Genomic DNA, 21,794 nt, shown 5'->3' with positions numbered 1-21,794 from the left:
TGCGTTTCGCGGGAAGCTCGTTCGTCCCGTCTTCGGCCTTGCTCGCATCTGGGCGATTGCGGGCGCGCTCTTTAGAACAGCTCTTCGTCATCAATGATTAAAAAGATTATATACTACGGTAGCGATCGTTGTTTTTTTGCTGCGGAGGGTTGCGTGGTCGACCCTTCGTTCCAGGGCATCGAGAGGATGACGCGCGGCGCCCTATACTCGGAGGTAAGGAACGGTGATGACAATGTTTGAGACGGCCGACATGAGCGAGATGGAGATTCGCGACGCATTCGGGTTCACGAAGACGAAGCCGATCGTATTCAAGGAGCGCGGGGAAGACGGGCAGACCATCAAGACGCTGTCGGTCTCGTCAATGAAGCTTATCCGACTCGATACGGATGGAAAGATGGGCTCGCTCGCCATCACGCTCGAAGACGGCCGCGAACTGAGGATATGCTCGGCGTACCTCAAAGAGATGCAGGCTGCACGCTTCACGTTCGAGACGAAGGTGGACGACGAGGAGTAGCAAGGGTTGCGGCGGTTCCGCTTGTTTTCGTTCTTCTATTCGAGCCGCTGCTTGGTCGGGGGTTCGCTTGTCGCCCTTCCGGGAGGCGGGGCGGCGCGAGTTGGTTGGTAGGGGGCGCGTTGTCGCATGAAAGCCTCGCTCTTGGCGGCAAAACCGCGGCTTTCGGGCGACAAACGATGCGGCGTGCGAGCGGGGGTCGGCACGCCGCATCGCGCAGATGCTAGGCGCCCTGCTCCTTGGCGGCGTTTTGGCCGGCGATGCGGCCGTTCACCAGGCAGTCGGCCGTGGCGCAGGAGCCCAGACGACACGCGCCGTGGATGCCGCCCACCGCTTCGCCCGCTGCATACAGGCCGGGGATGACCTGCAGGTCCATGTCGACGACGCGGCACTCGAGGTCGGTTTTCACGCCTCCCATGCAGTGGTGCACCTTCGGCCACAGGCGCACGCCGTAGAACGGCGGCTCGTCGATGGTTTGGGCGTCGTCGGGGATTGGCTTCTTGAAGTCCTCGTCCAGCTTGTTCGCCACGAACGTGTTGTAACGGGCGATCTCCTCCTTCACGGCATCAACCGGCATGCCGTAGTGCTCGGCTGCTTCTTCGATGGACGAGAACTCGGTGGTGATGCCGGCCTTCAGCGCGCCCTCCAGGCCGCTGCCGCCGTCGTACAGCGCCTTCTTGCACGTGATCTGCACGCACGGCTGGCCGGTTTTCAGGATGGCGTCGGCGTAGCGCTTGCGGTCGGTCAGCTCGTTGACGATGCGCTTGCCGGTGGCCACGTCCAGCGTGGGAGCATAGCTGGCCTGGCCGTCGGTGTAGAAGGCGGCGACGCCGTAGCCCTGCTCGTCCGGGCTCATGAAAGGCAGCAGCTGGATCCAGTCGGTGTGCACCGCCATAGCGCCGGCGGCCACCGAAGCGCGCAGGCTTTCGGCGGTGGCGCCTTCCTGGTTCGTGCAATCCACGGAGTCGTCGAGGCGCGGATCCTGTGCCTGGCGGAACGCCAGGTCGCGGCCGAATCCGCCGGTGGTCAGCACCACGGCCTTGTTCGCCTTGATGGCGACGGGCGTGCCGCTTTCCACGTCGTTGCCGCTGGGCTTGTCGTGCACGATGGCGCCGATCACGCGGCCGTTCGCGTCCTTCACCAGCTCGGTGAGCATGCGCTTCGTCTCGACTTCGACGCCCAGTCCCTTCAGCTTCTCGGCGAAGGGGCCCGTGACGTTCGCGCCGCCGCCGTCGCCCTGCGCGATGGAACGCATAACGGTGTGGCCTCCGTACGGGTAGAGGAAGTACTCGTCGTTGTCGTTCTTCGCCCAGGTGGCGCCCATCTCGATGGTCCACTCCCACGTCTCGTTGGACTTCTCGGCGATCACGCGGCACTTTTCCTTGTCGTTGAGGTGCAGGCCCGCCACCATCATGTCGTCCACGTACTGCTCGACGGAATCCTGCACGCCCTCGCGCTTCTGCACGCTGGAGTTGCACACGGCGAAGTCGCCGGCCGCAAGCGCCGAGTTGCCGCCGACGCGCGCCGTCTTCTCGATTACCTTGACGTCCGCGCCGGCGTTCTTCGCCTCAAGCGCCGCGGCCAGACCCGTGTACCCGCTGCCCACGACCAGGACGTCGCACTCCTCATCCCATTTCGTGTCGGAGCCGCTTGTGGCCGCCGATGCGGTCTGCTTATCCTGCGGTGTGCATCCCGCCAAGCCCAACGTTGCCAGCACGCCGGCCGCCGCCGCTCCCGTGATGAACGAGCGACGCGATACTCCTGTTTCGTTGATCCCCATTACTGCCTCCTCCAATGATGGTTTCACGTGCTCGATGCGCCGTCGGGGCGCATCTCGTGAAACCACCTTACGGACGCAAACGGGCGCGGGCACCCCACCCGAAGCGGGAAACTGCGAAACCCCCCTTGAGGTGGGGTGCGCGATCAGGGGTTATAGGAGGGGAATCGTTAAAGCGAACTTCAGGATGAGCTTGCTTTAACGGCGAGATCCGTCGAGCTCCCCATGCACGAGGTCGATGATCTCCTGCTTGCTGTGCACGTTGAGCTTCGCGTAGATGGTCTTCTGGTAGCTCTTCACTGTGTTCTTCGACAAAAACAGTGTCTCGCAGATGAACGCAAGGTCGCGCCCTTGGGCAAGCAGGTACAGGATGTCCTTCTCGCGGTTCGTCAACCCGTGGTCGTCGGCCAGCGCGTCGCAGCGCAGCTTGCGCACGCTCTCCTGCTCCTGCGCGAAACGCCCGAGCAGCTCGTCCGCCGCGCGCGCCTGCGATTCGGCGCGCTTGCGCTCGTGCGAGTTCACCATCCAGATGACCATGAGGATGAGGTACAGCAGGAAGAACGCCACCGCCGTGGTGCGCACGAAGTCGGCCGTGCTGCCCACGCCCAGCAGCTGCGCCACGTTCTGCCCCACGAACAGGCCGAAGCGCGGCAGCGCGTACGCCAGCGAGATGCCCACGAGCAGCTTCGTACGGCAGTGCGCGTAGGTGGTGACCACGAGGTAGAACAGCGCCAGCATGACGAGCTTCCATCCGGCGGCGGCCAGGATGTTCAGCGACACGGCGTAGTCGTTCGACAAAAACGGCAGGAACAGGATGCCGGTAGCAAGGATGCCGAACACCACGTTGAACAGCATGGACGGGTTCGGCTTCGAACGGGTTCCGAAGTACGCGAGGAACACGGCGGCCGCCGCGATGCCTCCGAACTGCGAGATGAGGATCGACGCGGCGGGCGAGGCGCTGGTGCCCGTCGCCGCGGTGTCGAGGATGCCGTACACGATGGACAGCGCGAACGTGCACACGCCCGATACGAGGAACACGTTGAGGAAATCGTGCTTCGAGAGCGCGCCGCGGGCATGCGACGGGGGATCGCGGCGTTCGCTTCCATCGGCTTCCGCACGGTACGCGAAGCCCAGGCACAGCGCCGACGCGCCGAGCAGCACCGCGTACGCTGCCAGCGAAACGGCGTCGGGCGCGAACCCCAGCAGCATGTTCGCCGCCATGCCGCCCAACGACATGATGCCGAACGCGATGGCGATGCGGCGCGACGAGTAGCGTGCGAACGCCTCGAAATAGAAGGGCATGACCAGTCCCATGCCGATGCCGGCCGCTATCGCCGAAGCGGCGACAACGGCAGGGTCGAGCGACTTCGTCGCGGCGAAGAACGTGCCGCCCAACGCCAGCGCGAAGCCGGCGTAACCCGCTGCAAGGCACGCCGTGCGGCCGAGGGGCAGTTTCGAACGCACGAGCAGCGAGAACAGCAGCGAAGCGGCGAGGATGGAGGGATTCAGCACGTTGTCGAACGCCGTGGGCGCAAAGCCCGGCCGTCCGACCAGCCAGCTGGAATAGAAGAACGACACGCACACGGCGTACAGGCACGTGAAGCCTATAACGGCGACAAGGTAGCGTCGGTCGGAACCGAGCTGCCCTGCGCCATGCTGCTTGTCGGTGTTCCCCATATCCCCTCCGTCGTGACCCCCGAGGCTGCGTCGCATCATTATAATGCGCCCGCGACGGGTTTCGCGCGGCAACGTGCTTGCGGCATATCGGAGAACTTTCGTGAAGAAAGTCAGATAAGTATCTTTTCCTTTGGCCTCGTCATGTTCGGGCATTTTGTGCTGCTTGCTCTAATGGATAGGGTAGTCTCATCAGCAAAGTCACTGCGGCATTCGCGGAAAGATGATATGCTTGATCTAGTAAAAACAGCGAGTTTTGCCATTATGCAGGCTCAGAGTCTTAAGGGGAGAGTATGAGTGATCGTGATCATTCGTATGGGCTCGATTGGATAAATGAGCAGAAGCTTTTCGAAGTCACGAAGCATTCTTTCGAGCGATTGGCTAAGCTTGCCTCTAGCCAGTCCTTGAAGACCCCTCCCGATCCTTTCACCATCATGGTACAGGCGGTTCTGTTCGATCAAAGCGCCGAAAGCATGATGGCGTTCGAGAAGCTGAGGGCTATCAACAAGTCGATCTCGAATGCGGTGGGCAGCTGGCACCAGGCGGTTCTCGGGCTTGCCGAGGGATGGAAGGATCTTGGATGCAGCGGCGGCGACGTCGATCTTATGGTTCGGGAGTCTTCCGATGCGGAACCGATTGCCGTTGAGGTTAAGAATCGCTACAACACCATCAAGGCTTCTGATGAGAAGCATATGTGGGATAAGTTGGAATCGTTTTCGAAAATGCACGGTTCAAGTTCCTATCTCGTCCAAATCGTTCCGAAGACTCCGGAAAGATACGATCGTCCTTGGAAAGTGTCGGGGCGACCCGTGAAGGAAACCGTGCGATGCTGTGATGGTGCAACTGCGTACACGTGGGCGTTTGGCAAAGAGAATGCGCTTCAAGAGCTGTACATGGCGTTTCCCCGCATTCTGAAAGACGTGGCCGAGGGAGAACCGTTCGAAGATGAAGGAATGTTTGAATATTTCTTGATCAGCATGCCAACGAACTGAGCTCAATAAGGTATACTTATAACCATTACATAGGCAATGGTTATAAGTGAGGGTCGATGGGTAAAGAAGAGTTTGCAAGCGTGACGGCTGCTGCGCAAGCGCTCGGTGTTTCGGCAGACACTATCAGAAGATGGAGCAAACTCGGTCTTATAAAGTCAACGCGAGATAAAAACCAGAAGCGTATGTTCAATCTTGCCGAGTTGCATCGCCTTCGCCGCAAGCTCAATGGCGAAGGGGACTCGACTGATTATCAGATCCTGCGTGCGGACGAAACATTCGACGATGCGACCTGCATAGACCTTTTCGCCGGCGCCGGAGGCACTGCGCTCGGGTTCAGCAATGCTGGAATCAATCATGTACTTCTGAACGAGTTCGACAAGAATGCGGCACAGGCGTTGAAAGACAACAGCGATGCTCATGGATTGAATTGGGTTATTGACGATCGGGATGTTCACGATGTCGAATTCAGCCCCTATCAGGCCGAGATAATGCAGGCGGGATTTCCTTGCCAGGCGTTCAGCTATGCGGGTAAATCAAAAGGTTTTGAAGATACGAGGGGCACCCTGTTCTTCGAGTTTGCCCGCGCTATTCATGTTGTGCAGCCGAAAATCGCGATCGGAGAGAACGTCAGGGGGCTCGAACGCCACGATGGCGGCAGGACGTTGAAGACGATGCTCGCGGCGCTTGACGATCTGGGGTACAGGGTCAATTACAAGATTCTTCGTGCTCAGTACCTTGATGTTCCTCAAAAGCGCGAGAGGCTCATTATCTTCGCAGTTCGAAAAGATCTTGATTGCCCGATCTTATTCCCGAAGGAGCGTGACTACTTTATTTCGCTTAAGCAGGCATTGGAGGGCTGTCCCGATTCGGAGGGTCAAGAATATCCCGAGAAGAAGCGGAAGGTCATGGAGCGCGTTCCTGAAGGTGGTTGCTGGCGGGATCTTCCGGATGACGTTGCTCGTGAATACATGGGGGGCAGCTATCATCTTTCCGGAGGAAGAACCGGTATGGCGCGACGTCTGTCGTGGGATCAGCCGAGTCTAACATTGACATGCGCTCCTGCCCAAAAGCAGACAGAGAGGTGCCATCCATCGGAAACACGACCTCTGAAGGTTAGAGAATATGCAAGAATTCAAACTTTCCCAGATGACTGGTCTTTTTCGGGAAGTCTCGCAAATCAATATAAACAAATTGGGAATGCCGTGCCGGTCAACCTTGGCTATCATGTAGGACGCTGCGTCTTAGCTTCGCTTGGCTACATTCCTATAGACGAAGACATGGAGCGAGTTGCCCCTCTCAAGGTGAAGTGACCAGCAGATTCAAGCCTCAACCATACAATTCTTACGCTACAATCGTAACGCTTTTCTTACGGGCAATTTCGTACAAGAATCATCGGGAGAGGTATGGTATGAGCAACGGCAAGGGGGCCGGCGCGGCGAACGTGGCCGGAGCGGGCGTCGCCAAGCGCGAGCGGTTCGGCTCGCGTTTGGGCTTCATCTTGATTTCCGCGGGGTGTGCCATCGGTTTGGGCAACGTGTGGCGCTTCCCGTACATCACGGGCGAGTACGGCGGCGCGGCGTTCGTGCTCATGTACCTCGTGTTCCTCGTCATTTTGGGCCTCCCCGTCATGGTGATGGAGTTCGCCGTGGGCCGTGCCAGCCAGAAGAGCTCGGCGGCGGCGTTCGACGCGCTGCAGCCGTCGCGGAAGTGGCATTGGTTCTCGTGGTGGGGTTACATCGGCTGCATGGTGCTCATGATGTTCTACACCACGGTGGGCGGCTGGATGCTGTCGTTCGTGGTGAAGATGGGCACGGGCGCGTTCAACGGCCTGGACAGCGCGGGCGTCGGCGCCGTGTTCAACGACATGCTGGCGAACCCCACCGAGTTGGTGGGCTGGATGCTCGTGGTCATCGTGCTGGGCTTCCTTGTGTGCAGCCTGGGGTTGCAGAAGGGCGTCGAGCGCATCACGAAGGTGATGATGATCTGCCTGTTGGGCATCATGGCCGTGCTCGTGGTGCGCGCGGTCACGCTGCCGGGCGGCTTGGAGGGTCTCAAGTTCTACCTCATCCCCGACTTCGGCAAGCTGTTCGCGGGCGCGACGACGGCTGAGCAATGGGCCACGTTCGGCGACGCGGTGTACGCGGCCATGGGCCAAGCGTTCTTCACCCTGTCGCTGGGCATTTCGGCCATGGAAATCTTCGGCAGCTACATCGGCAAGGAACGCTCGCTCACCGGCGAGGCGCTGCGCATCTGCGGTTTGGACACCGCGGTGGCGCTTGTGGCGGGCCTCATCATCTTCCCGGCGTGCTTCGCGTTCGCGGTGGAGCCGGGCAGCGGACCGGGGCTCGTGTTCGTCACGCTGCCCAGCGTGTTCAACCAGATGCCGCTGGGGCAGCTGTGGGGCGCGCTGTTCTTCGTGTTCATGAGCTTCGCCGCGCTGTCCACCATCATCGCGGTGTTCGAGAACCTCATCAGCTGGTCGATGGACAAATGGAATTGGACGCGCAAGACGGCGGTCGCCCGCACGGCCATCATCGTGACGGTGCTCAGCCTGCCGTGCGCCCTTGGGTTCAACGTGCTGGCGGGCGTGCAGGTTCCGGCCATCGGCGACATCCAGTCCATCGAGGACTTCATCGTGTCGAACAACCTGCTGCCGCTGGGCAGCTTGTTCTACGTGCTGTTCTGCGTGACGAAGGGCGGTTGGGGCTGGGACAACTTCCTGGCTGAGGCCGACACGGGCAAGGGCGTGAAATTCCCGGCTTGGTCGAAATTGTGGCTGAAGTTCGGCATTCCGGCGCTTATCATCATCATATTCGTCATGGGCTACGTGCCGAAGTTCGCCACGTGGCTGGGGCTGTCGTAGAAGGAGGACTTCATGCAGGTTATCACCGATCAGGTTCTGGCGTTTTCCAAGGACAACGCGCCGTGCGCGACCGCGCAACCGGGCGAGGTGCTGCTGTTCAAGACGCAGGATTGCTTCGCCGGGCGCATCCCCAACGAGGATGTCACCATGAAGGATCTCAACTTCTCGTACGGGTTCACGAACCCGGCGGCCGGCCCCGTGTACATCGAGGGCGCCGAGCCGGGCGACGTGCTGGTGGTGGATATCTACGACGTGCAAGTGGCCGACCATGGCGTAATCGCCACCGACGACCACTGCGGACCGCTGTACCAAACGACGGATTACCGCAGCAAGATCATCCCCATCGAGGACGGCATGGCCGACTTCAACGGCGTGAAGTTCCCCATCGACCCGATGATCGGCGTCATCGGCACCGCGCCCGACGGCGAGGACGTCATCGACGGCTTCGTGGGCGCGCACGGCGGCAACCTGGACAACAAGCTGATCACGAAGGGCACGCGTATGTACTTCCCCGTGCGCGTGCCGGGCGCGCTGCTGCAAATGGGCGACGTGCACGCCACCATGGGCGATGCCGAGCTGTGCGGCACGGGCATCGAGATCGCGGCCGAGATCACGGTGAAGGTGTCGCTGGTGAAGGACTTCGAGCTGAACTGGCCCGTGCTGGAGACGTTCGGCCCGCACGGCAAGTGGTACGTGAACGCCAGCGCGCAGGAGTTCGACGAGGCTCTGATGAACGTCTCGAAGGAGATGCAGCGCCTGCTCATGCGCATCACGGGTTGGGATGCCGTCGATACGTATATGTACATGTCGGTGCAAAGCGACGTGGAGTTGAGCCAGGCCTGCAAGCCCTGCGAGGTGCAGCTGAGCCTGCGCATGGGAACCCCGAAGCTGCCCCAGTTCCCGCCGCTCGTGCCGCAGCCGTAGCACGAGCGCTCGCGCCAAGAACGCAACGAAGCCCCGGCTCGCCGTAAAGCGAGCCGGGGCTTTTATCGTGTTACAGCAGCGCCAGAAGCTCGTTCACGCTTTCGGGACGGGTGGCCCAGCTGGTGGCGAAGCGGACGACGGTGCGGCCGTCGGGCGTGCGCTCCCAGAAGCCGAACGACGCATGTTCGGCCAGGCGCTCCTTCGTCTCGTCGTCCAGGATGACGAACTGCTGGTTCGTCGGCGAGTCGATGGCCAGCTCGTAGTCCTTCGCGCGGAAGCCCTCGGCGATGCGCTGCGCCAGCTCGACGGCGTGGCGCCCGATGTGCTGGTAGCGCAGCTCGCCGTCCTCCTGGCCGAACAGCACGTCGAACTGCAAACCCAGAAAGCGGCCCTTCGCCAGCAGCGCCCCGCGCTTCTTCATGAGCGTGAAGAAGTGGTCGTCCAGCCCCGGCTTCGTGAACACCACGGCCTCGCCGCAGAACGCGCCCACCTTTGTGCCGCCGATGTAGAACGCGTCGCACAAGCGTGCGATGTCGGCCAGCGTGACGTCGGCGCCCACGGCGGCCAGGCCGTAGCCCAGACGCGCCCCGTCCATGAACAGCCTCATGTCGAAGTCGCGGCACACCTGCGCCAACGCCTCCAGCTCGGCCAGCGAGTACACGGTGCCGTACTCGGTGGGGTGCGAGATGTACACGGCGCCCGGTGCCACGATGTGCTCGCGGTTCTCGTCGCCCCAGTACGCCTCGCACAGCGCGCGCACGTCGGCGGCCACCAGCTTGCCGTCGACGTGCGGCAGCGGCAGCGTCTTGCGCCCGCACGCCTCCACGGCGCCGGCTTCGTGCGCGGTGATGTGGCCGGTGGTCGCCGACACGATGCCCTCCCAGGGCCGCAGGATCTGGTCGGCCACGGCGGCGTTGGCCTGCGTGCCTCCCACCAGAAAGTACACGTTCGCGTGCGGGCACGCGCACGCTTCGCGGATGCGCTCGCGGGCGGCGGCGCACACCTCGTCGGTGCCGTAGCCGGAGGTCTGGTCGAAGTTGGTGGCGGCCAGGCGTTCGAGGATAGCGGGATGGGCACCCTCCATATAGTCGCTGTCGAAGTGGAGCATCGTGGCGTCGGTTCCTTTCTGATGAGGGGGTATGGTAGCAGGCGGGCGGTGTTGCGAATCGTCCGCGGTCAGCGGCGGCTGGGAAGCACGCGGCGCTTGGGTATGACGATGGCGCGCGGCTCGAGCGCGAACAGCTCGGAGACGGTGAGCGTCTCCTCGCAGGAGATGGCGCCGTAGCGACAGGTTTCGGTACAGGTGCCGCAATCGCGGCAGAGCGCGGCATCGAATTCCAGCAGGGTGCGCCCACCTGGCGCTTTGCCGGCTTTGCGCAGCGCCTGCGTGGGGCAGAAGCCCGCGCATAGCGCGCAGCCCGAGCAGCGCTCGGGATCGATGTCCACGCGCGGTGCAAGCGCGCGCGGCACGACGGCATCGCCAGCCGGGAGGCCCGCAGCGTGCAGGTCGTCCAGCAGCTGCCAGCGGCGGCGGTCGGGCTCGGGCTCGGGAGCGTCGGCGGTGTTTCGGCCGGTCAGCGCGTCCATCTGCGCCGACGCTGCATCGGCGGCCGCCTCCACCAGCGCCGAGCGCGCTTGCGAGAACAGGCCGCGCCGCGACACTTCGCCTGCGGCGTCCTCGTCCTCTGTCGCGGCTATATCGTCGACGGTTTCGACGATGCTCGCGGCGGCGTCGAACTGCCACGTGTCGAGGATGCGTTGGGCGGAACGCACCGTTTTCGGAAGGTCCACGACGGCTTCAGCGTACTCGCACGAGGCGCACGGAGCCGTCAGCAACGCGATGCGCTGCGCGCCCGAGCACGCCATGTGCACGATGAGCGCTTCGTCCACCCACGCCATACAGGGAAGGGCGACCGTACGCTCGGCATCGATGCGACCCGCGCGCAGGGCGCGCTCGCACGCGAATCCAGCGCAAGCGGGAGCGACTGCGGCTTGCGGAGCCTCGACCTGGGCTTCCGCATCGCGCGTCCCGATCGAATCTCCCTGACCCTCGGCCTCTTCCGCTGCAAAACCCGCCGCCCGCTTCGCCGCCGCGGCTCCCGCCCGCACGCTCGCTTCCAACAGCGCGTCGTCGTCGAGCGGTGCTATCGCCAAAAGCGCGGCGGTGGGGCACGCCGTGACGCATCGGCCGCAGCGCACGCAGGCATCGTCGTCGATACGCGGTCCGGCCGGACCGTCCTTCGTCACGGAGCCGTACGCGGCGGCGGGCGACGCTTCCGCATCGCGCTCCAACCCGACGGCGATCGCGTCGACCGGGCACGCTTCGGCGCAGCGCGTGCAGGTGGAGCCCAGATCGCGCTCCGGCAAGCAGCGCTCTTCGTGCAGCAGCGCCACCATCGGTCGCTCGGCCAGGTGTTGCGCTATGTCGATGAGATTCGGCATCCCGTTCCCCCAGGGTCTTCTCTCGTCTCTTCGTCTGCCGACGCATGCCGTATGCGCGGCGAGCGCCGGCATCCTATTCTACGACGCGTACTGTTCAAGATAGTCGAGGATCTCCTGACGGGAGTGCAAGCCGGTTTTAGCGTAGATTCGCTTGATGTGGGCATGCGCCGTGCCCTGCGTGATGAACAGCTCTTCGGCCACGCGCTTCTGCGTGTAGCCGAGCGCATACAGCGCCATCACCTCGATCTCCCGATCGGACAACAGGAACTGCTTGCCCATCTCTTCGGCGTTGTGCTTCATGGAGGCCTGTCGCATGTCCGCAAGGCTTTCGTGTTCGTCGAGTCCCATGATCTTGAGCATGCTCTGTCGTCGTGCGCTCTGCTCCTCCTGTTCCTCGGCGTTGCGACGCGTGATATTGAGGAATTGCACGAACACCACTTGCGTGGAGAGGACCACCATGGTGCCCATCGCGGCGCTCATGAGCATGTCGTTGGAGAACAGCTCGTGAGTCGCCAGCAACGCGATGCGCGCAACGGCGCGGCAGCCCAGCCACACCAGCCATCCCGCGATGGCGTAGTAATACGGGTCGCGCCAGCCGTAGCTCATGAACGCGATGATGACGTACCAGGTGAATCCCACCATGAGCGCGTTGAGCGTGGTGGTGAATACCGCTCCTATGTCCAGCATGTCGGGAAATCCGGCATAGGCGATCAGCGCGAAGCAGGCCAGCAGCTCCATGATCACGAAAATCCCTACGGTCATGACGCGTTCTCGCCGCTTCAGCACCAATACGATCAACGCGGCGCTCACACCGATGGTCAGCGCAGCGTACACGATGCGCGTAGCGGGCGTGAACGCGATGGAGGTGCCGTCGGGGTAGCCGCGCAGCAAGCCGATTACGATAGACAGGCATCCGATGCCCAGTGCAGTGGCAGTGAGGAACTGCTTGCTTTGCAACATGGTTTTTGAGAATCCGAAGTAATCGTTGGCCTGCGTTGGCGAGACGATGTCATGCGGTTGGCGTTGCCTGCGCGCCCATATTATGCAGGGATATTGCAGCAGCACGAGCGCGGCGGCAACGAAGTTTCCCGCGAATACGGGCAGCAGCGTGCACAGATAAATCTCCACTTCGCTGATGATGAGCGCGGCGAACACGAAGACGGCAGCCGTGGTCGTGCTCGTTCCGCGGGCGCGGCGCAGCCAATAATAGATGGCGCCTGACGACACGAGGGTGCACAGCGAGCTCAGCGCGAAGCGCTCGATTTCGTCGCCGATGCCGAAAAGGTCGAATACGGCGAGAGCCATCAGCACAAACGCTTCCAGTGCGACGCATGTGCGCATGATCACGTTGGTGACGTGCTTGCTGATCGTTCGTTTGCTGAGGACGATGAAGACCAGGAACAAAGCCAAGACGACTAATGCCACCAGCATGGCGCCGTCGGTGAAAATACCTTCGTCGGTGCTGGTGTAGCTTCCATAGCTGGCGACGATCAGTCCGGCCCGCCCGAAAGCCAGACCAAGGATAAGCGGCCAGAGCGGCGCGAAGCGATGTGCCGCTCCCTCGAGTCCGTTGCGGGCCTGGTTTTGCTCGGCGCCTGTTGGAGTCGGTGCTGTTGTCGTGCGTGCGCCCAACCGTACACTCCCTCCCCGTGCTTGGTACGTAGTCGACGCGGACGCGTCCTCCATTCACCTCGATTTATCCTCAAAGAGGGGATGGCGGATGCGCGCCGTGGGTCATCATACCATACGAAAAACAACGCAGGGGAAAGGAGCGATGCGGTGGTTGACTTAGAAGCTCAGCGAATTCGAGACGAAGTGATCCGGGCTATGGCTGAACAAGGAGAAGATATCGAATCGCTCGGTTTGAAGGTTCCCGACGAAGCGGAAAGCGTCAGCGCGCCTATAGCGATGCCCGCATGGGAGCGTGTTGCCGAAACGGCTGCCGATAGTCGCGAGGGGGAAGCTGCCGAGGCGCAATTGAGCGACGAAGAGGTCGAGCGTCTGTTTCTGACGGCGGTATTCGATGACGTGCGCGCGCAGTCTGCGGATGCCAAGCTTGTTCAGCCGTCGCAGTGGTTGAAGGCGGGCCTCGTACCGGCGCATTTCTCGGCCGAAGACTGGGAGATGTTCGTGTACGAGTACCTTGAGGATCGCAGGGCTGAGCGCGACGCGCGCGTCGTTGCGGCTTCTGCGACCCCCGTTCGCACGGCGACCCGTGCGGTGGGCGTTCCCCGCATTCTGCGCACGGAGGAGGAGCCCGAGTCGGAAGGCGCTGCGACGGCGAAGGGCGCAGAAGAGCCACGCCAGCCCGAGCGCAGCTCCGAAGCCTCAGAGGAGCTCCGTCATCCTGAGCGCAGCGCCGAAGGCGCGGAGTCGAAGGATCCCGAGCGGCGCGATAGCGCACAGGATGCCGAAACCCCGGCCGACCCCCCGTGCGTTCCCTGCGACGATATCGTTGCGCTCATCGGCAAGCACAGCTACTACCTGTACTCCACCGAGCGCATGACCGATGCGTACGCGCGGTGGTCGTTCCTCGCCAGCGAGGACGATCGCGTGCTCACGTTCGTGGAGTGCGTGCGCGACGAATCGCGGAAGTACCCGCGCCCCATGGAGGCGTCGTCGCTGTCCAACGAGCCGTTCAACCTGTCGGCCGATGAAATCGACGAGTTGTGGCGCACCGTGCGCGACAGCGGCGCCTATCCGGACCTCGACACCGTCGCTGCGTCGAACGGCGACGTGTACTACTTCTCCACCGAGTACCTGACGCCCGCCTACGCCAAGTCGCTCGCAGAGTGGAACTCCGTCGAGCGCGACATGTTTCTGTAAACGCTATCGCGCCCGTTCGGCGTACTTGCATTAGTCGTCCTGAGCGAAGCGCTGCAGGCGCGGAGTTGCAGGATCTTGCTAGAAAGAGAGGTTTTCCATGGAAGACGAAGCTCGCAACGTGTACCGCGAGGTGCAGGATCGCCATGTGCTGCGCACGGCCGACGTGTACCAAACCGAGATCGAGGACGGCGTGACGGGCTACTCCGACACGCTGCTGTCCGTGGTTGCGAACTTCCGCAACGGCGGCGCCCCCGAAGGGTTCAACGCCCAGAGCATGGTGGGCAAGTCGAAGCGCGGAGAGGTGGCGCTGCGCCTGTTCGCCGTGATCGACCCCGACACGCGGACGTTCGTGCGCGCCGGCTTCAAGACGCGCGGCTGCCTGGCCGTCACGGGGTGCGCCAGCGTGGTGTGCTCCATGCTCGAAGGATGCACGTTCGACGAGGCGCTGGCCATCACGACCGACGACGTGAAGACGGCGCTCGACGAGGTTCCCGTGGACAAGGTGTACACGCTCCATTTCGCCATCGAGGCCGTCCGCGCCCTCATCGGCGATTATCTCGTTCGCCAAGGGGCCTCCCTCGAAGAGCTTGACGCAGTCGTCCCCTGCAACTCCCTGAGCGTCCCCTGCATGATCTGCGAGCACTGTTCTTTGAGATCCACGAGAGTGGAGTTGAAGATGGCGAATGCGTAGAGCCCCGTCATCCTGAGCGCAGCGACCGTAGGGAGCTGAGTCGAAGGATCCCGCGCGGCGCCAGCGGAAAACGCCGTGGCTATCGTTGCATGGGATCCTTCGACTTCGCGCTGACGCGCTGCGTTCGGGATGACAACCTGCTGCGCCCCCGGTTCCTGCCGGAAAAGAGAACGCCCCGGATTCGGGGCGTTCTCGTAGGGGGCGAAAGCCGCGGAGGGGTTGCGGCCCTGCGGAGGATTGCTCTACGGCAGCAGACCCAGGCTGTCCAGCTCTTCCTTCACGTCGGCCATGCCGTACTGGTCGAGGCAGGCGGCCGTCGGGCAGCCCTTCTCGTGATCCCAGCCGAACGTGTCGTACACCATGCCCAGGGCGGTTTGGAAGTCGTCGCGGTCCATCTTGATGGTGCCCTCGGTGAAAGGCTTCTTGTCCGGGTCGATATCGAACGTCCAGGCGCACATCACATCATGGACGTTGCGCATGTCGTTCTCGCCCCTGGTGCCGTCTTCCTTCGTCATGCCGCGCACGGTGTTGGCGCGCTGCAGCGTCATGATTCTGGCGCCGGCCTGGTACAGGTCGTCGGTGGTCACGTCCTCGCCGGTGACGGCCTTGAAGAACTTGGCCTCCAGGTCCAGGTCGCCGCGGTAGTTGCGCGCCTTCGTGGGGCTCATGGTCATGGGCCACGTCCAGTTGCACAGCGTCAGCGAGTCGTGCAGCACGTCGGTGACCACGCTCCACCAGGCGAAGTTCGCCTTGCGTTCGTTCATGGGCGTGTAGTTCTTGTTCTGGTCGATGGCGTCCTTGCCGCCCCACACCTCTTCGGCGATTTCCTGCTTCAGCTCGAAGGGCAGGCCGCAGCCTTGGAAGTTCACGGCCGAGTGGATCATGTCGTCGCGGTTGAACATCATGTTGTACACGCCGCCCACCTGGCCGAAGCACTCGATGGCGTGGTGCACGGGCCAGCCGCGGTAGTTGATCAGCTGGCTGGGCTGCTGATCGAACCAGCCCTTGTCGTCCCAGCGCTCGGTCCAGTGGTACGGGCCGTAGGCGATGTGGGCGATCTCGGAGTCGTTCCGGGCGATGTCGTTCAGCAGCTCCACCATGATGGTGGGGTCGTCGTTGTAGATGCGCTGCCAGTCGTACTTCGCCTTCTCCTCTTCGGGAAGTACGCGGTCGAACACGCCAGCCTTGATGCAGTGCGCCAGGTCGCGCCACAGCTGCGCGTAGTTGCACCACAGTCCCAACTCGTCAATGGTGGTGCCGATCAGCGTGTTCCATACAATGCCCGACTCGCTGTCCTCGGCGATGCCCGTCTTGAGGATGCCCTCCATGTATTTGAACGGGAAGTTGGCCGCGCAGGTGTTGCCCGACGTGGTCTTGCCGCCCAGCTCGCCGGTACGCTCGGTGCGCAGGTCGGAGTAGCAGTGGATGGGGCAGCCGTGGCAGCCGTCCATCTTGATGGTGTACTTCTCGGCCACCTCGCCCAGGTCGTACACCGACTTCATGCAGCGATAGCCCACCGTGTTCAGCTCGCCCGGCTTCGGCTCGCCCGTGTCGATGGGGCCGCCTTCTGCCATGCCCCAGGTCAGGCCGCTGCGCGCGGACCAACGGGAGCCCTTGTCGTAGAACTCGGCCCATTCCTGCTGCGTCTGCGGCACCACGTGGTTGTTATTGGAGCCGATGACCTCGCGCAGCATGTAGTCGGACAGGTCGGCCACTGCCTGCGGGTCCTTCACGTTCACGCTGCCGTTGCCCTGCACCACCAGCGCCTTGACGTTCTTCGAGCCCATCACCGAGCCCGTGCCGGCGCCGGCGGAGTGGTTGCGCGCGTTGATGATGCACGCGTACGGCAGCAGGTTCTCGCCGGCGGGGCCGATGGTGGCCACGCATGCCTCGACGCCTTCCTTGCGGTTCAGCATCTCGGTGGCCTCGCGGGTGCCCATGCCCCACACGAAGCCGGCGTCCTTGATCTCCACCTTGTCGTCGACGATGTTGAGGTACACGGGATGGTCGGACGCGCCCTCCAGCACCACGGCGTCCCAGCCGGCCAGCTTGATCTTCGCGCCGATCATGCCGCCGCAGTGGGCGTCCACCACAAGATGATCCTTCGTGAACGTGGACAGCGAGCAGATGGTGGTGCGGCCGGCCAGGGGCACGCCGGAAGCCGTCAGCGGGCCCACGGCGAAGATGAGCTTGTTCTCGGGGGAGAAGGGGTCGGTGCCGGCGGGCACTTCGTCGTACATGATCTTGTTGGCCAAGCCCATGCCGCCGATGTACTCCTTGTAGGGGTCGGTCGGCTGCGTCGTGATCGAGCCCGTGCTCAGATTGACGCGGAGGATCTTACCGGCCCATCCATACGATGTTTCGTCAGCCATGTTGCATCTCCAAATCTTGGATAGATTACTGAGGTTCGGTGTTGTGTGGGAACCTGCGTGGGCGATGCGAGCGCTGACAACAATCGTCGTTCGCCAGTATGCCGACAGAGGCGGACGAGACATCCCCTCTTTGAGGGTATTTTGAGGAACTAGCCGATCAGCGGTAAAAAGTACCTCAAAGAGGGGAGGGGCCGTGCACGGGGCCATCCTATACTTTCGTGCGTTGTGTGGGGCTGCGCGCGGAGCGATATCGAGCGCAAGCCGTCGCCGCGAACGTTCCATTCGGGGCGGTTCCCCTAAAAGGGGCATCGAACACTCGCGCGACGACGGGACGAGGAAAATGACACTCACCGTACCTATGTGAGGGAGGGAGCACTAGGCTATGTCAGATTCCAATCTGAACCAGAACACCTCCGAGGATACGAGCTTCCCGGCCGCTGCGCCGGAGACGAACGCATCCGCGCCCGCGCCTCAGAGCGCCGGGCCCGAAGAGGAGCCCAAGCAGAAAACCTTTACGCGCCGCACGGTGCTGGCAATGGCCGGCTGCGGCGTTGCCGGCCTCGTGGTCGGCGGCGTGCTGGCATCGTGGGGCGTCACGTCGGCCTCGATCGCTTCGGGGCGCATCGAGATACGCACCACGCCCACGAAGATGATCGTGACCGACCGTGCCCGCTGCTCGGGCTGCCAGCGCTGCGAGATGATGTGCACGCTGAAGAACGACGGTCGCGTGTGCCAGCACATAGCCCGCGTGCGCGTGTGGCCGAACTACAACTTCGGTGCCAGCGTCGATACCAAGGACGGCATCTACGATAACTGCGAGTTCACTGTCGAGCACTGCAAGCAGTGCGCCGACCCGGCATGCATGAACTACTGCCCGGTCCACGCGATCTACGCCGACGAAGAGTCCGGTGCGCGCACGGTGGACACGAAGAAGTGCATCGGCTGCGGCATGTGCAGCCAGGCGTGCCCGTGGAACATGCCGCGCGTCGACAGCGAGACCGGCGTATCCACGAAGTGCATTTCGTGCGGACGCTGCGCCGAGCAGTGCCCGAACGGCGCCATCAAGTTCATCGATTGGGAGGATATCGCGCAGAAGGTCATCGACCAGGGCGTCGTGAGGACGACGACCCTCGTGCAAGCGTAGGCGCGATCGCTGGACATGTCCGGTTTCGGCCCGCTGAAAGCGCGGCCGATCCGAAGAGATGCGGAAAGGAGGCAAAAGCCATGGAATACGACGAGATGTTCACGGTGCTGTCGATGTGTTTCGCGCCCGTCGGGCAAGACGAGTGGAAGCAACTGGTAGACGGCCCGCTGTGGTCGGATTTTCTTGACGCCGCTCGGCGCGGCTTGCAGGACGACGACGCGCTCGGCGAGCCGACCAGCCCGATAGCCCGCGTCCGCAGCCGCTGCCCGCTTCAGGAGTTCCTTTCCGCCGGAGAGGTGAAGGCGCTGTTCACGCCGCCGACGTACGACGAGAAGCGGCTGTTCGCCGCACGCCACTTCACGGGAGGGCTGCCGGAATCGGCAGTGCCGGCAGAGTCGTTGTACACGACGTGGTCGAACGGGCCGCTGCCGTCTCCGTTCTCGAAAGCCGAGGGCATGTACCAGGGAGATTCGGCGCGCTATATGCGCGATCTCGTGGAGCGCATGGGCATGCGGGTGCCGCCGGAATTTTCGGCGTGCCCGGATCATCTGGCGCTCGAGCTCGACCTTGCAGCCGTGCTGCTGCGGTCGGGGATGCGAGATGCCGCCCGCCAATTCGTTTTGGAGCGGTTCTCGTGGCTCACCGCGTATCGCATGCGCCTGCTGGAGCTTGCCGACGACGCCCGGTTCTACATCGGGCTGGTCGACGTGCTCGTGGGCATGCGGGAGCATCTGGCGTTGACGTCGGGTGCTGGCGAGCAAGGGGTCGACGCGGATGCGCGTGCCGAACGCAATCGTTTACACGCATGCATATAAGAGAGGAAGCAGCTATGTCAGAACACGCTATAACCAGGCGGAGCTTCCTGGCTGGCAGCGCCGGAGCGGTCGCGCTCACGGCGGCGGCCGGCTATGTGAGCTTCGACGCTTGGGAGCAGGCGCACGCTGATGACGGGGCCCAAGGGGGAGAAACCAAGACCGTCCATTCGCTGTGCAACGCCTGCTCGAGCAAATGCGGTTTCACGGCGTACGTCGTCGACGGGCGCCTGACGAAGCTTATCGGCGACGAGGACCATCCGTACGCCCAGGGCAAGCTCTGCGCCCGTGGCTACGGCTATTCCCAGATCGCCTATTCGAAGGACCGCCTCACCGATCCGCTCAAGAAGAACGACAAGGGCGCATTCGAGGCCATCTCGTGGGATCAGGCCTACAGCGAGATCGCCGAGAAGGTGAAGGCCATCATCGCCGACAAGGGGCCGCAGGCGCTTGCCATGGTGCAGGATCCGCGTCCGTCGGGCAAGTACTACACGAAGCGCTTCATGAACGCGCTGGGCTCGGCGAACGTGTACACGCACGGCGCTGCCTGCAATCTGTCGAAGGAAAGCGGCTTCACCCAGGCCATCGGCGCGGCCAGCTATGCGTCCGACATGGAGAACTCCAAGATGACGATGTTCATCGGCCGCAGCTACGCCGACGCCATTCGCCCCAGCTCGGTGGCAGAGCTGCAGCGCGCCCACGAAAACGGCGCGCATATCGTGCTGGTGGATCCGCGCTGCAACAACTCCATCGCGTTCGCCGACGAATGGGTGCCTATCAACCCCGGTACCGACCTGGCCTTCCTGCTGGCCATGTCGAACGTGCTGGTGACGCGCGGCCTGTACGACAAGCAGTATGTGGCCGATAACGCGGTGGGTTTCGAGGATTGGGCCGCGTCGCTGGCCGACTGCACGCCCGAATGGGCCGAGAAGATCACCGGCATCCCCGCAACCACTATCGCGCGTTTGGCTGTGGAGTTCGCCGAAGCGGCCCCCGCGGCGTCCATCGAGCCCAGCTGGCGCGGCGCGTTCGGCTGCTCGTACGCGAACTCCGGCGAGACGGCGCGCGCAGTATGCCTGTTCAACACGCTGCTGGGCTGCTGGAACCAGGAGGGCGGCGCCATCTTCACGCCCAGCGTGTCTGCGGGCGATGTGGACAAGGAGAAGTTCCCCAGCGTGCCGAAGCCCGAGAACAAGATCGCCGGCACCGAGGAGTACCCGCTGGCGCTGACCAGCATGGGCACGAACCTCTTCGCCGCCGAGCAGGCCAAGAACGGCGACATCAAGGGCATGTTCTTCTACAACTCGAACATGGCCGCCGGTTATTCGAACACGGCGTACTTGGCTGACGCGCTGTCGCAGCTGGACCTCATGGTGGTCGTGGACGTGCAGATGTCCGAAACGGCCCTGCTGGCCGACTACGTGCTGCCCGATACCAGCTACCTCGAGCGCCTCGAGCTGCCGGAGTTCATCGGTGGCAAGGTGCCGGCTGTCGCGCTGCGCGACCAGGTGCTGGAGAAGGTGCATCCCAACACGCGTCCGGTGGACCAGATCTTCTCCGAGCTGGCCGAGGCGTGCGGCGTGGGCGAGTACTTCCAGTTCAGCGTGGACGAGCTGGCCGACGCTCAGCTCCAAACCGTGGGGCTGTCGCTGGAAGCGCTGAAGAAGACGGGCACGGCGCACTTCCCCGAAAAGGAGTTCTCCTACGGCTCCACGCCGAAGTGGAAGACGCCCACCGAGAAGGTGCAGTTCGCCAGCGAGGCGTGCGAGAAGGCGGGGCTGTCGCCCTATCCGGTGTGGGTCGAACCGGCTGTCATGCCCATGGGCGACGAGCTGCGCTTGATCGGCGGCAAGCAGGCCATCCACAGCCACACCCAGACGGCCAACATCGAGGACCTCATGCAGATCACGAAGGACTACGACCTCACGCGCGTGTGGATGAACGCCGACACGGCTGCCCGCCGCGGCATCGCCGACGGCGACGAGGTGGAGGTGTCCAACGGCCAGCACACGGGTCGCGTGCGCGTGAAGGTCACGCAGCGCATCAACCCGACGGCGTTGTACATGCCCAGCCACTACGGTTGCTCGTCGCCCGACCAGCACACCGCCTACGAGGTGGGCCTGCGCCAGATGGACTACGTTCCCTTCCGCATGGAGCCGGGCTACGGGTCGGCCTGCACGCAGGAGACGGTCGTCAACGTTAAGAAGGCAGGTGCGTAATGGCTCGCTACGGAATGCTCATCAACACGAAGAAGTGCATCGGCTGCTACGCCTGCCGCGTGGCCTGCCAGCGCCAGAACAACCTGTTGCCCACCGAGGACTTCATCCGTTACGAGGAGCACGAGGTGGGAACGTATCCCAACGTGCGCGTGGAGACGGTGCCTTTGCAGTGCATGCACTGCGAGGACGCCCCCTGCGTGGCGGTGTGCCCCACCGGCGCCGCCTATATCGGCGCGGACGGCATCGTGGGCGTGGACCACGGCCGCTGCATCGGCTGTTTGTACTGCATGGCGGCGTGCCCCTACCAGGTGCGCGTGCGCAACGAGGAGACGGGCGCGGTGGACAAGTGCCGCTTCTGCACGGTGTCGGCCGAGACGACGGGCACGAAGATGTGCTCGTGCGTGGAGGCTTGCCTGACGGGGGCGCGTATGTTCGGCGATCTGGACGACCCGGACAGCGACATCTCGAAGGAGATCGTCGCGACGAACGCGCAGCCTATCGCGGGCGACCTGACCAAGTCCAAAGTATTTTACGTGAGGTGATGAAC

General features: G+C 63.1%; 17 protein-coding genes. 11 read left to right on the top strand and 6 right to left on the bottom strand.

Annotation, left to right across the window (positions count from 1 at the left end; genetic code table 11):
• Nucleotides 1-226 precede the first annotated feature (226 nt).
• The gene (locus GT590_RS00400; protein ID WP_009305293.1) at nt 227-514 is read left to right on the top strand and encodes a hypothetical protein; all 288 of its coding nucleotides are present in this window, start codon (nt 227-229) and stop codon (nt 512-514) included.
• A 220-nt stretch (nt 515-734) separates the two neighbouring features.
• Here GT590_RS00400 and GT590_RS00395 read toward each other — a convergent pair whose 3' ends face one another.
• Nucleotides 735-2,291 (bottom strand): flavocytochrome c, encoded by a 1,557-nt coding sequence (locus tag GT590_RS00395; RefSeq protein ID WP_021410022.1) that lies wholly within the window; start codon nt 2,289-2,291, stop codon nt 735-737.
• 195 nt (nt 2,292-2,486) lie between these two features.
• Nucleotides 2,487-3,965, bottom strand: coding sequence for a LuxR family transcriptional regulator (locus GT590_RS00390; protein WP_035584657.1), 1,479 nt, complete (start codon nt 3,963-3,965; stop codon nt 2,487-2,489).
• Between the two features lie 290 nt (nt 3,966-4,255).
• Between GT590_RS00390 and GT590_RS00385 the strand changes: the two genes are divergently transcribed.
• From GT590_RS00385 to GT590_RS00370, 4 genes are all read left to right on the top strand, one after another.
• The gene (locus GT590_RS00385; protein WP_035584660.1) at nt 4,256-4,954 is read left to right on the top strand and encodes an Eco47II family restriction endonuclease; all 699 of its coding nucleotides are present in this window, start codon (nt 4,256-4,258) and stop codon (nt 4,952-4,954) included.
• Between the two features lie 56 nt (nt 4,955-5,010).
• A complete protein-coding gene (gene dcm, locus GT590_RS00380) occupies nt 5,011-6,264 on the top strand; it encodes a DNA (cytosine-5-)-methyltransferase (RefSeq protein WP_035584663.1) in 1,254 nt (417 codons plus the stop codon).
• A 98-nt stretch (nt 6,265-6,362) separates the two neighbouring features.
• A complete protein-coding gene (locus GT590_RS00375; protein ID WP_114549969.1) occupies nt 6,363-7,817 on the top strand; it encodes a sodium-dependent transporter in 1,455 nt (484 codons plus the stop codon).
• A gap of 12 nt (nt 7,818-7,829) precedes the next feature.
• Entirely contained in the window at nt 7,830-8,741 is a 912-nt protein-coding gene (locus GT590_RS00370) for an acetamidase/formamidase family protein (RefSeq protein ID WP_009305289.1), read from the top strand.
• Nucleotides 8,742-8,811: 70 nt separating this feature from the next.
• Here the strand turns inward: GT590_RS00370 and GT590_RS00365 are convergent, their stop codons facing one another.
• The 3 genes from GT590_RS00365 to GT590_RS00355 form a co-directional block, all read right to left on the bottom strand.
• Entirely contained in the window at nt 8,812-9,849 is a 1,038-nt protein-coding gene (locus GT590_RS00365; RefSeq protein WP_009305288.1) for a low specificity L-threonine aldolase, read from the bottom strand.
• 68 nt (nt 9,850-9,917) lie between these two features.
• Nucleotides 9,918-11,183: a 4Fe-4S binding protein gene (locus GT590_RS00360; RefSeq protein WP_114516220.1), complete on the bottom strand. Its 1,266-nt coding sequence runs from the start codon at nt 11,181-11,183 to the stop codon at nt 9,918-9,920.
• A gap of 78 nt (nt 11,184-11,261) precedes the next feature.
• Nucleotides 11,262-12,614: a helix-turn-helix transcriptional regulator gene (locus tag GT590_RS00355; RefSeq protein WP_238329122.1), complete on the bottom strand. Its 1,353-nt coding sequence runs from the start codon at nt 12,612-12,614 to the stop codon at nt 11,262-11,264.
• A 396-nt stretch (nt 12,615-13,010) separates the two neighbouring features.
• Here GT590_RS00355 and GT590_RS00350 point away from each other — a divergent pair, with 396 nt between their 5' ends.
• Both GT590_RS00350 and GT590_RS00345 read left to right on the top strand, forming a co-directional pair.
• Nucleotides 13,011-14,009: a hypothetical protein gene (locus GT590_RS00350; RefSeq protein WP_192925259.1), complete on the top strand. Its 999-nt coding sequence runs from the start codon at nt 13,011-13,013 to the stop codon at nt 14,007-14,009.
• Between the two features lie 97 nt (nt 14,010-14,106).
• Entirely contained in the window at nt 14,107-14,700 is a 594-nt protein-coding gene (locus GT590_RS00345; RefSeq protein ID WP_161170777.1) for an iron-sulfur cluster assembly scaffold protein, read from the top strand.
• A gap of 242 nt (nt 14,701-14,942) precedes the next feature.
• On the opposite strand, the gene GT590_RS00340 is transcribed toward GT590_RS00345, so the two are convergent.
• Nucleotides 14,943-17,072, bottom strand: a complete 2,130-nt coding sequence (locus GT590_RS00340; RefSeq protein WP_161170776.1) for an aldehyde ferredoxin oxidoreductase — start codon at nt 17,070-17,072, stop codon at nt 14,943-14,945.
• Between the two features lie 382 nt (nt 17,073-17,454).
• On the opposite strand from GT590_RS00340, the gene GT590_RS00335 reads away from it, so the two are divergent.
• From GT590_RS00335 to GT590_RS00320, 4 genes are all read left to right on the top strand, one after another.
• Entirely contained in the window at nt 17,455-18,216 is a 762-nt protein-coding gene (locus tag GT590_RS00335) for a ferredoxin-like protein (protein ID WP_009305282.1), read from the top strand.
• Nucleotides 18,217-18,296: 80 nt separating this feature from the next.
• The gene (locus GT590_RS00330) at nt 18,297-19,031 is read left to right on the top strand and encodes a molecular chaperone TorD family protein (protein ID WP_161170775.1); all 735 of its coding nucleotides are present in this window, start codon (nt 18,297-18,299) and stop codon (nt 19,029-19,031) included.
• Nucleotides 19,032-19,045: 14 nt separating this feature from the next.
• Nucleotides 19,046-21,247 (top strand): molybdopterin-dependent oxidoreductase, encoded by a 2,202-nt coding sequence (locus GT590_RS00325; RefSeq protein ID WP_009305280.1) that lies wholly within the window; start codon nt 19,046-19,048, stop codon nt 21,245-21,247.
• The gene (locus tag GT590_RS00320; RefSeq protein ID WP_009305279.1) at nt 21,247-21,789 is read left to right on the top strand and encodes a 4Fe-4S dicluster domain-containing protein; all 543 of its coding nucleotides are present in this window, start codon (nt 21,247-21,249) and stop codon (nt 21,787-21,789) included. Before GT590_RS00325 ends, GT590_RS00320 begins: the two co-directional genes overlap by 1 nt.
• The last annotated feature ends 5 nt before the right edge of the window (nt 21,790-21,794 follow it).

Source organism: Eggerthella sp. BIOML-A1, assembly GCF_009875595.1.
Taxonomy (GTDB): domain Bacteria; phylum Actinomycetota; class Coriobacteriia; order Coriobacteriales; family Eggerthellaceae; genus Eggerthella; species Eggerthella lenta.
The sequence above is the reverse complement of the archived record's forward strand: the minus strand, read 5'-3'. Positions and strand labels throughout refer to the sequence as shown.

Coding starts and splice junctions, on each gene's coding strand:
- GT590_RS00400 (WP_009305293.1), top strand. CDS start 227: ATGACAATGTTTGAGACGGCCGACATGAGCGAGATGGAGATTCGCGAC.
- GT590_RS00395 (WP_021410022.1), bottom strand. CDS start 2,291: ATGGGGATCAACGAAACAGGAGTATCGCGTCGCTCGTTCATCACGGGA.
- GT590_RS00390 (WP_035584657.1), bottom strand. CDS start 3,965: ATGGGGAACACCGACAAGCAGCATGGCGCAGGGCAGCTCGGTTCCGAC.
- GT590_RS00385 (WP_035584660.1), top strand. CDS start 4,256: ATGAGTGATCGTGATCATTCGTATGGGCTCGATTGGATAAATGAGCAG.
- dcm (WP_035584663.1), top strand. CDS start 5,011: ATGGGTAAAGAAGAGTTTGCAAGCGTGACGGCTGCTGCGCAAGCGCTC.
- GT590_RS00375 (WP_114549969.1), top strand. CDS start 6,363: ATGAGCAACGGCAAGGGGGCCGGCGCGGCGAACGTGGCCGGAGCGGGC.
- GT590_RS00370 (WP_009305289.1), top strand. CDS start 7,830: ATGCAGGTTATCACCGATCAGGTTCTGGCGTTTTCCAAGGACAACGCG.
- GT590_RS00365 (WP_009305288.1), bottom strand. CDS start 9,849: ATGCTCCACTTCGACAGCGACTATATGGAGGGTGCCCATCCCGCTATC.
- GT590_RS00360 (WP_114516220.1), bottom strand. CDS start 11,183: ATGCCGAATCTCATCGACATAGCGCAACACCTGGCCGAGCGACCGATG.
- GT590_RS00355 (WP_238329122.1), bottom strand. CDS start 12,614: ATGCTGGTGGCATTAGTCGTCTTGGCTTTGTTCCTGGTCTTCATCGTC.
- GT590_RS00350 (WP_192925259.1), top strand. CDS start 13,011: ATGGCTGAACAAGGAGAAGATATCGAATCGCTCGGTTTGAAGGTTCCC.
- GT590_RS00345 (WP_161170777.1), top strand. CDS start 14,107: ATGGAAGACGAAGCTCGCAACGTGTACCGCGAGGTGCAGGATCGCCAT.
- GT590_RS00340 (WP_161170776.1), bottom strand. CDS start 17,072: ATGGCTGACGAAACATCGTATGGATGGGCCGGTAAGATCCTCCGCGTC.
- GT590_RS00335 (WP_009305282.1), top strand. CDS start 17,455: ATGTCAGATTCCAATCTGAACCAGAACACCTCCGAGGATACGAGCTTC.
- GT590_RS00330 (WP_161170775.1), top strand. CDS start 18,297: ATGGAATACGACGAGATGTTCACGGTGCTGTCGATGTGTTTCGCGCCC.
- GT590_RS00325 (WP_009305280.1), top strand. CDS start 19,046: ATGTCAGAACACGCTATAACCAGGCGGAGCTTCCTGGCTGGCAGCGCC.
- GT590_RS00320 (WP_009305279.1), top strand. CDS start 21,247: ATGGCTCGCTACGGAATGCTCATCAACACGAAGAAGTGCATCGGCTGC.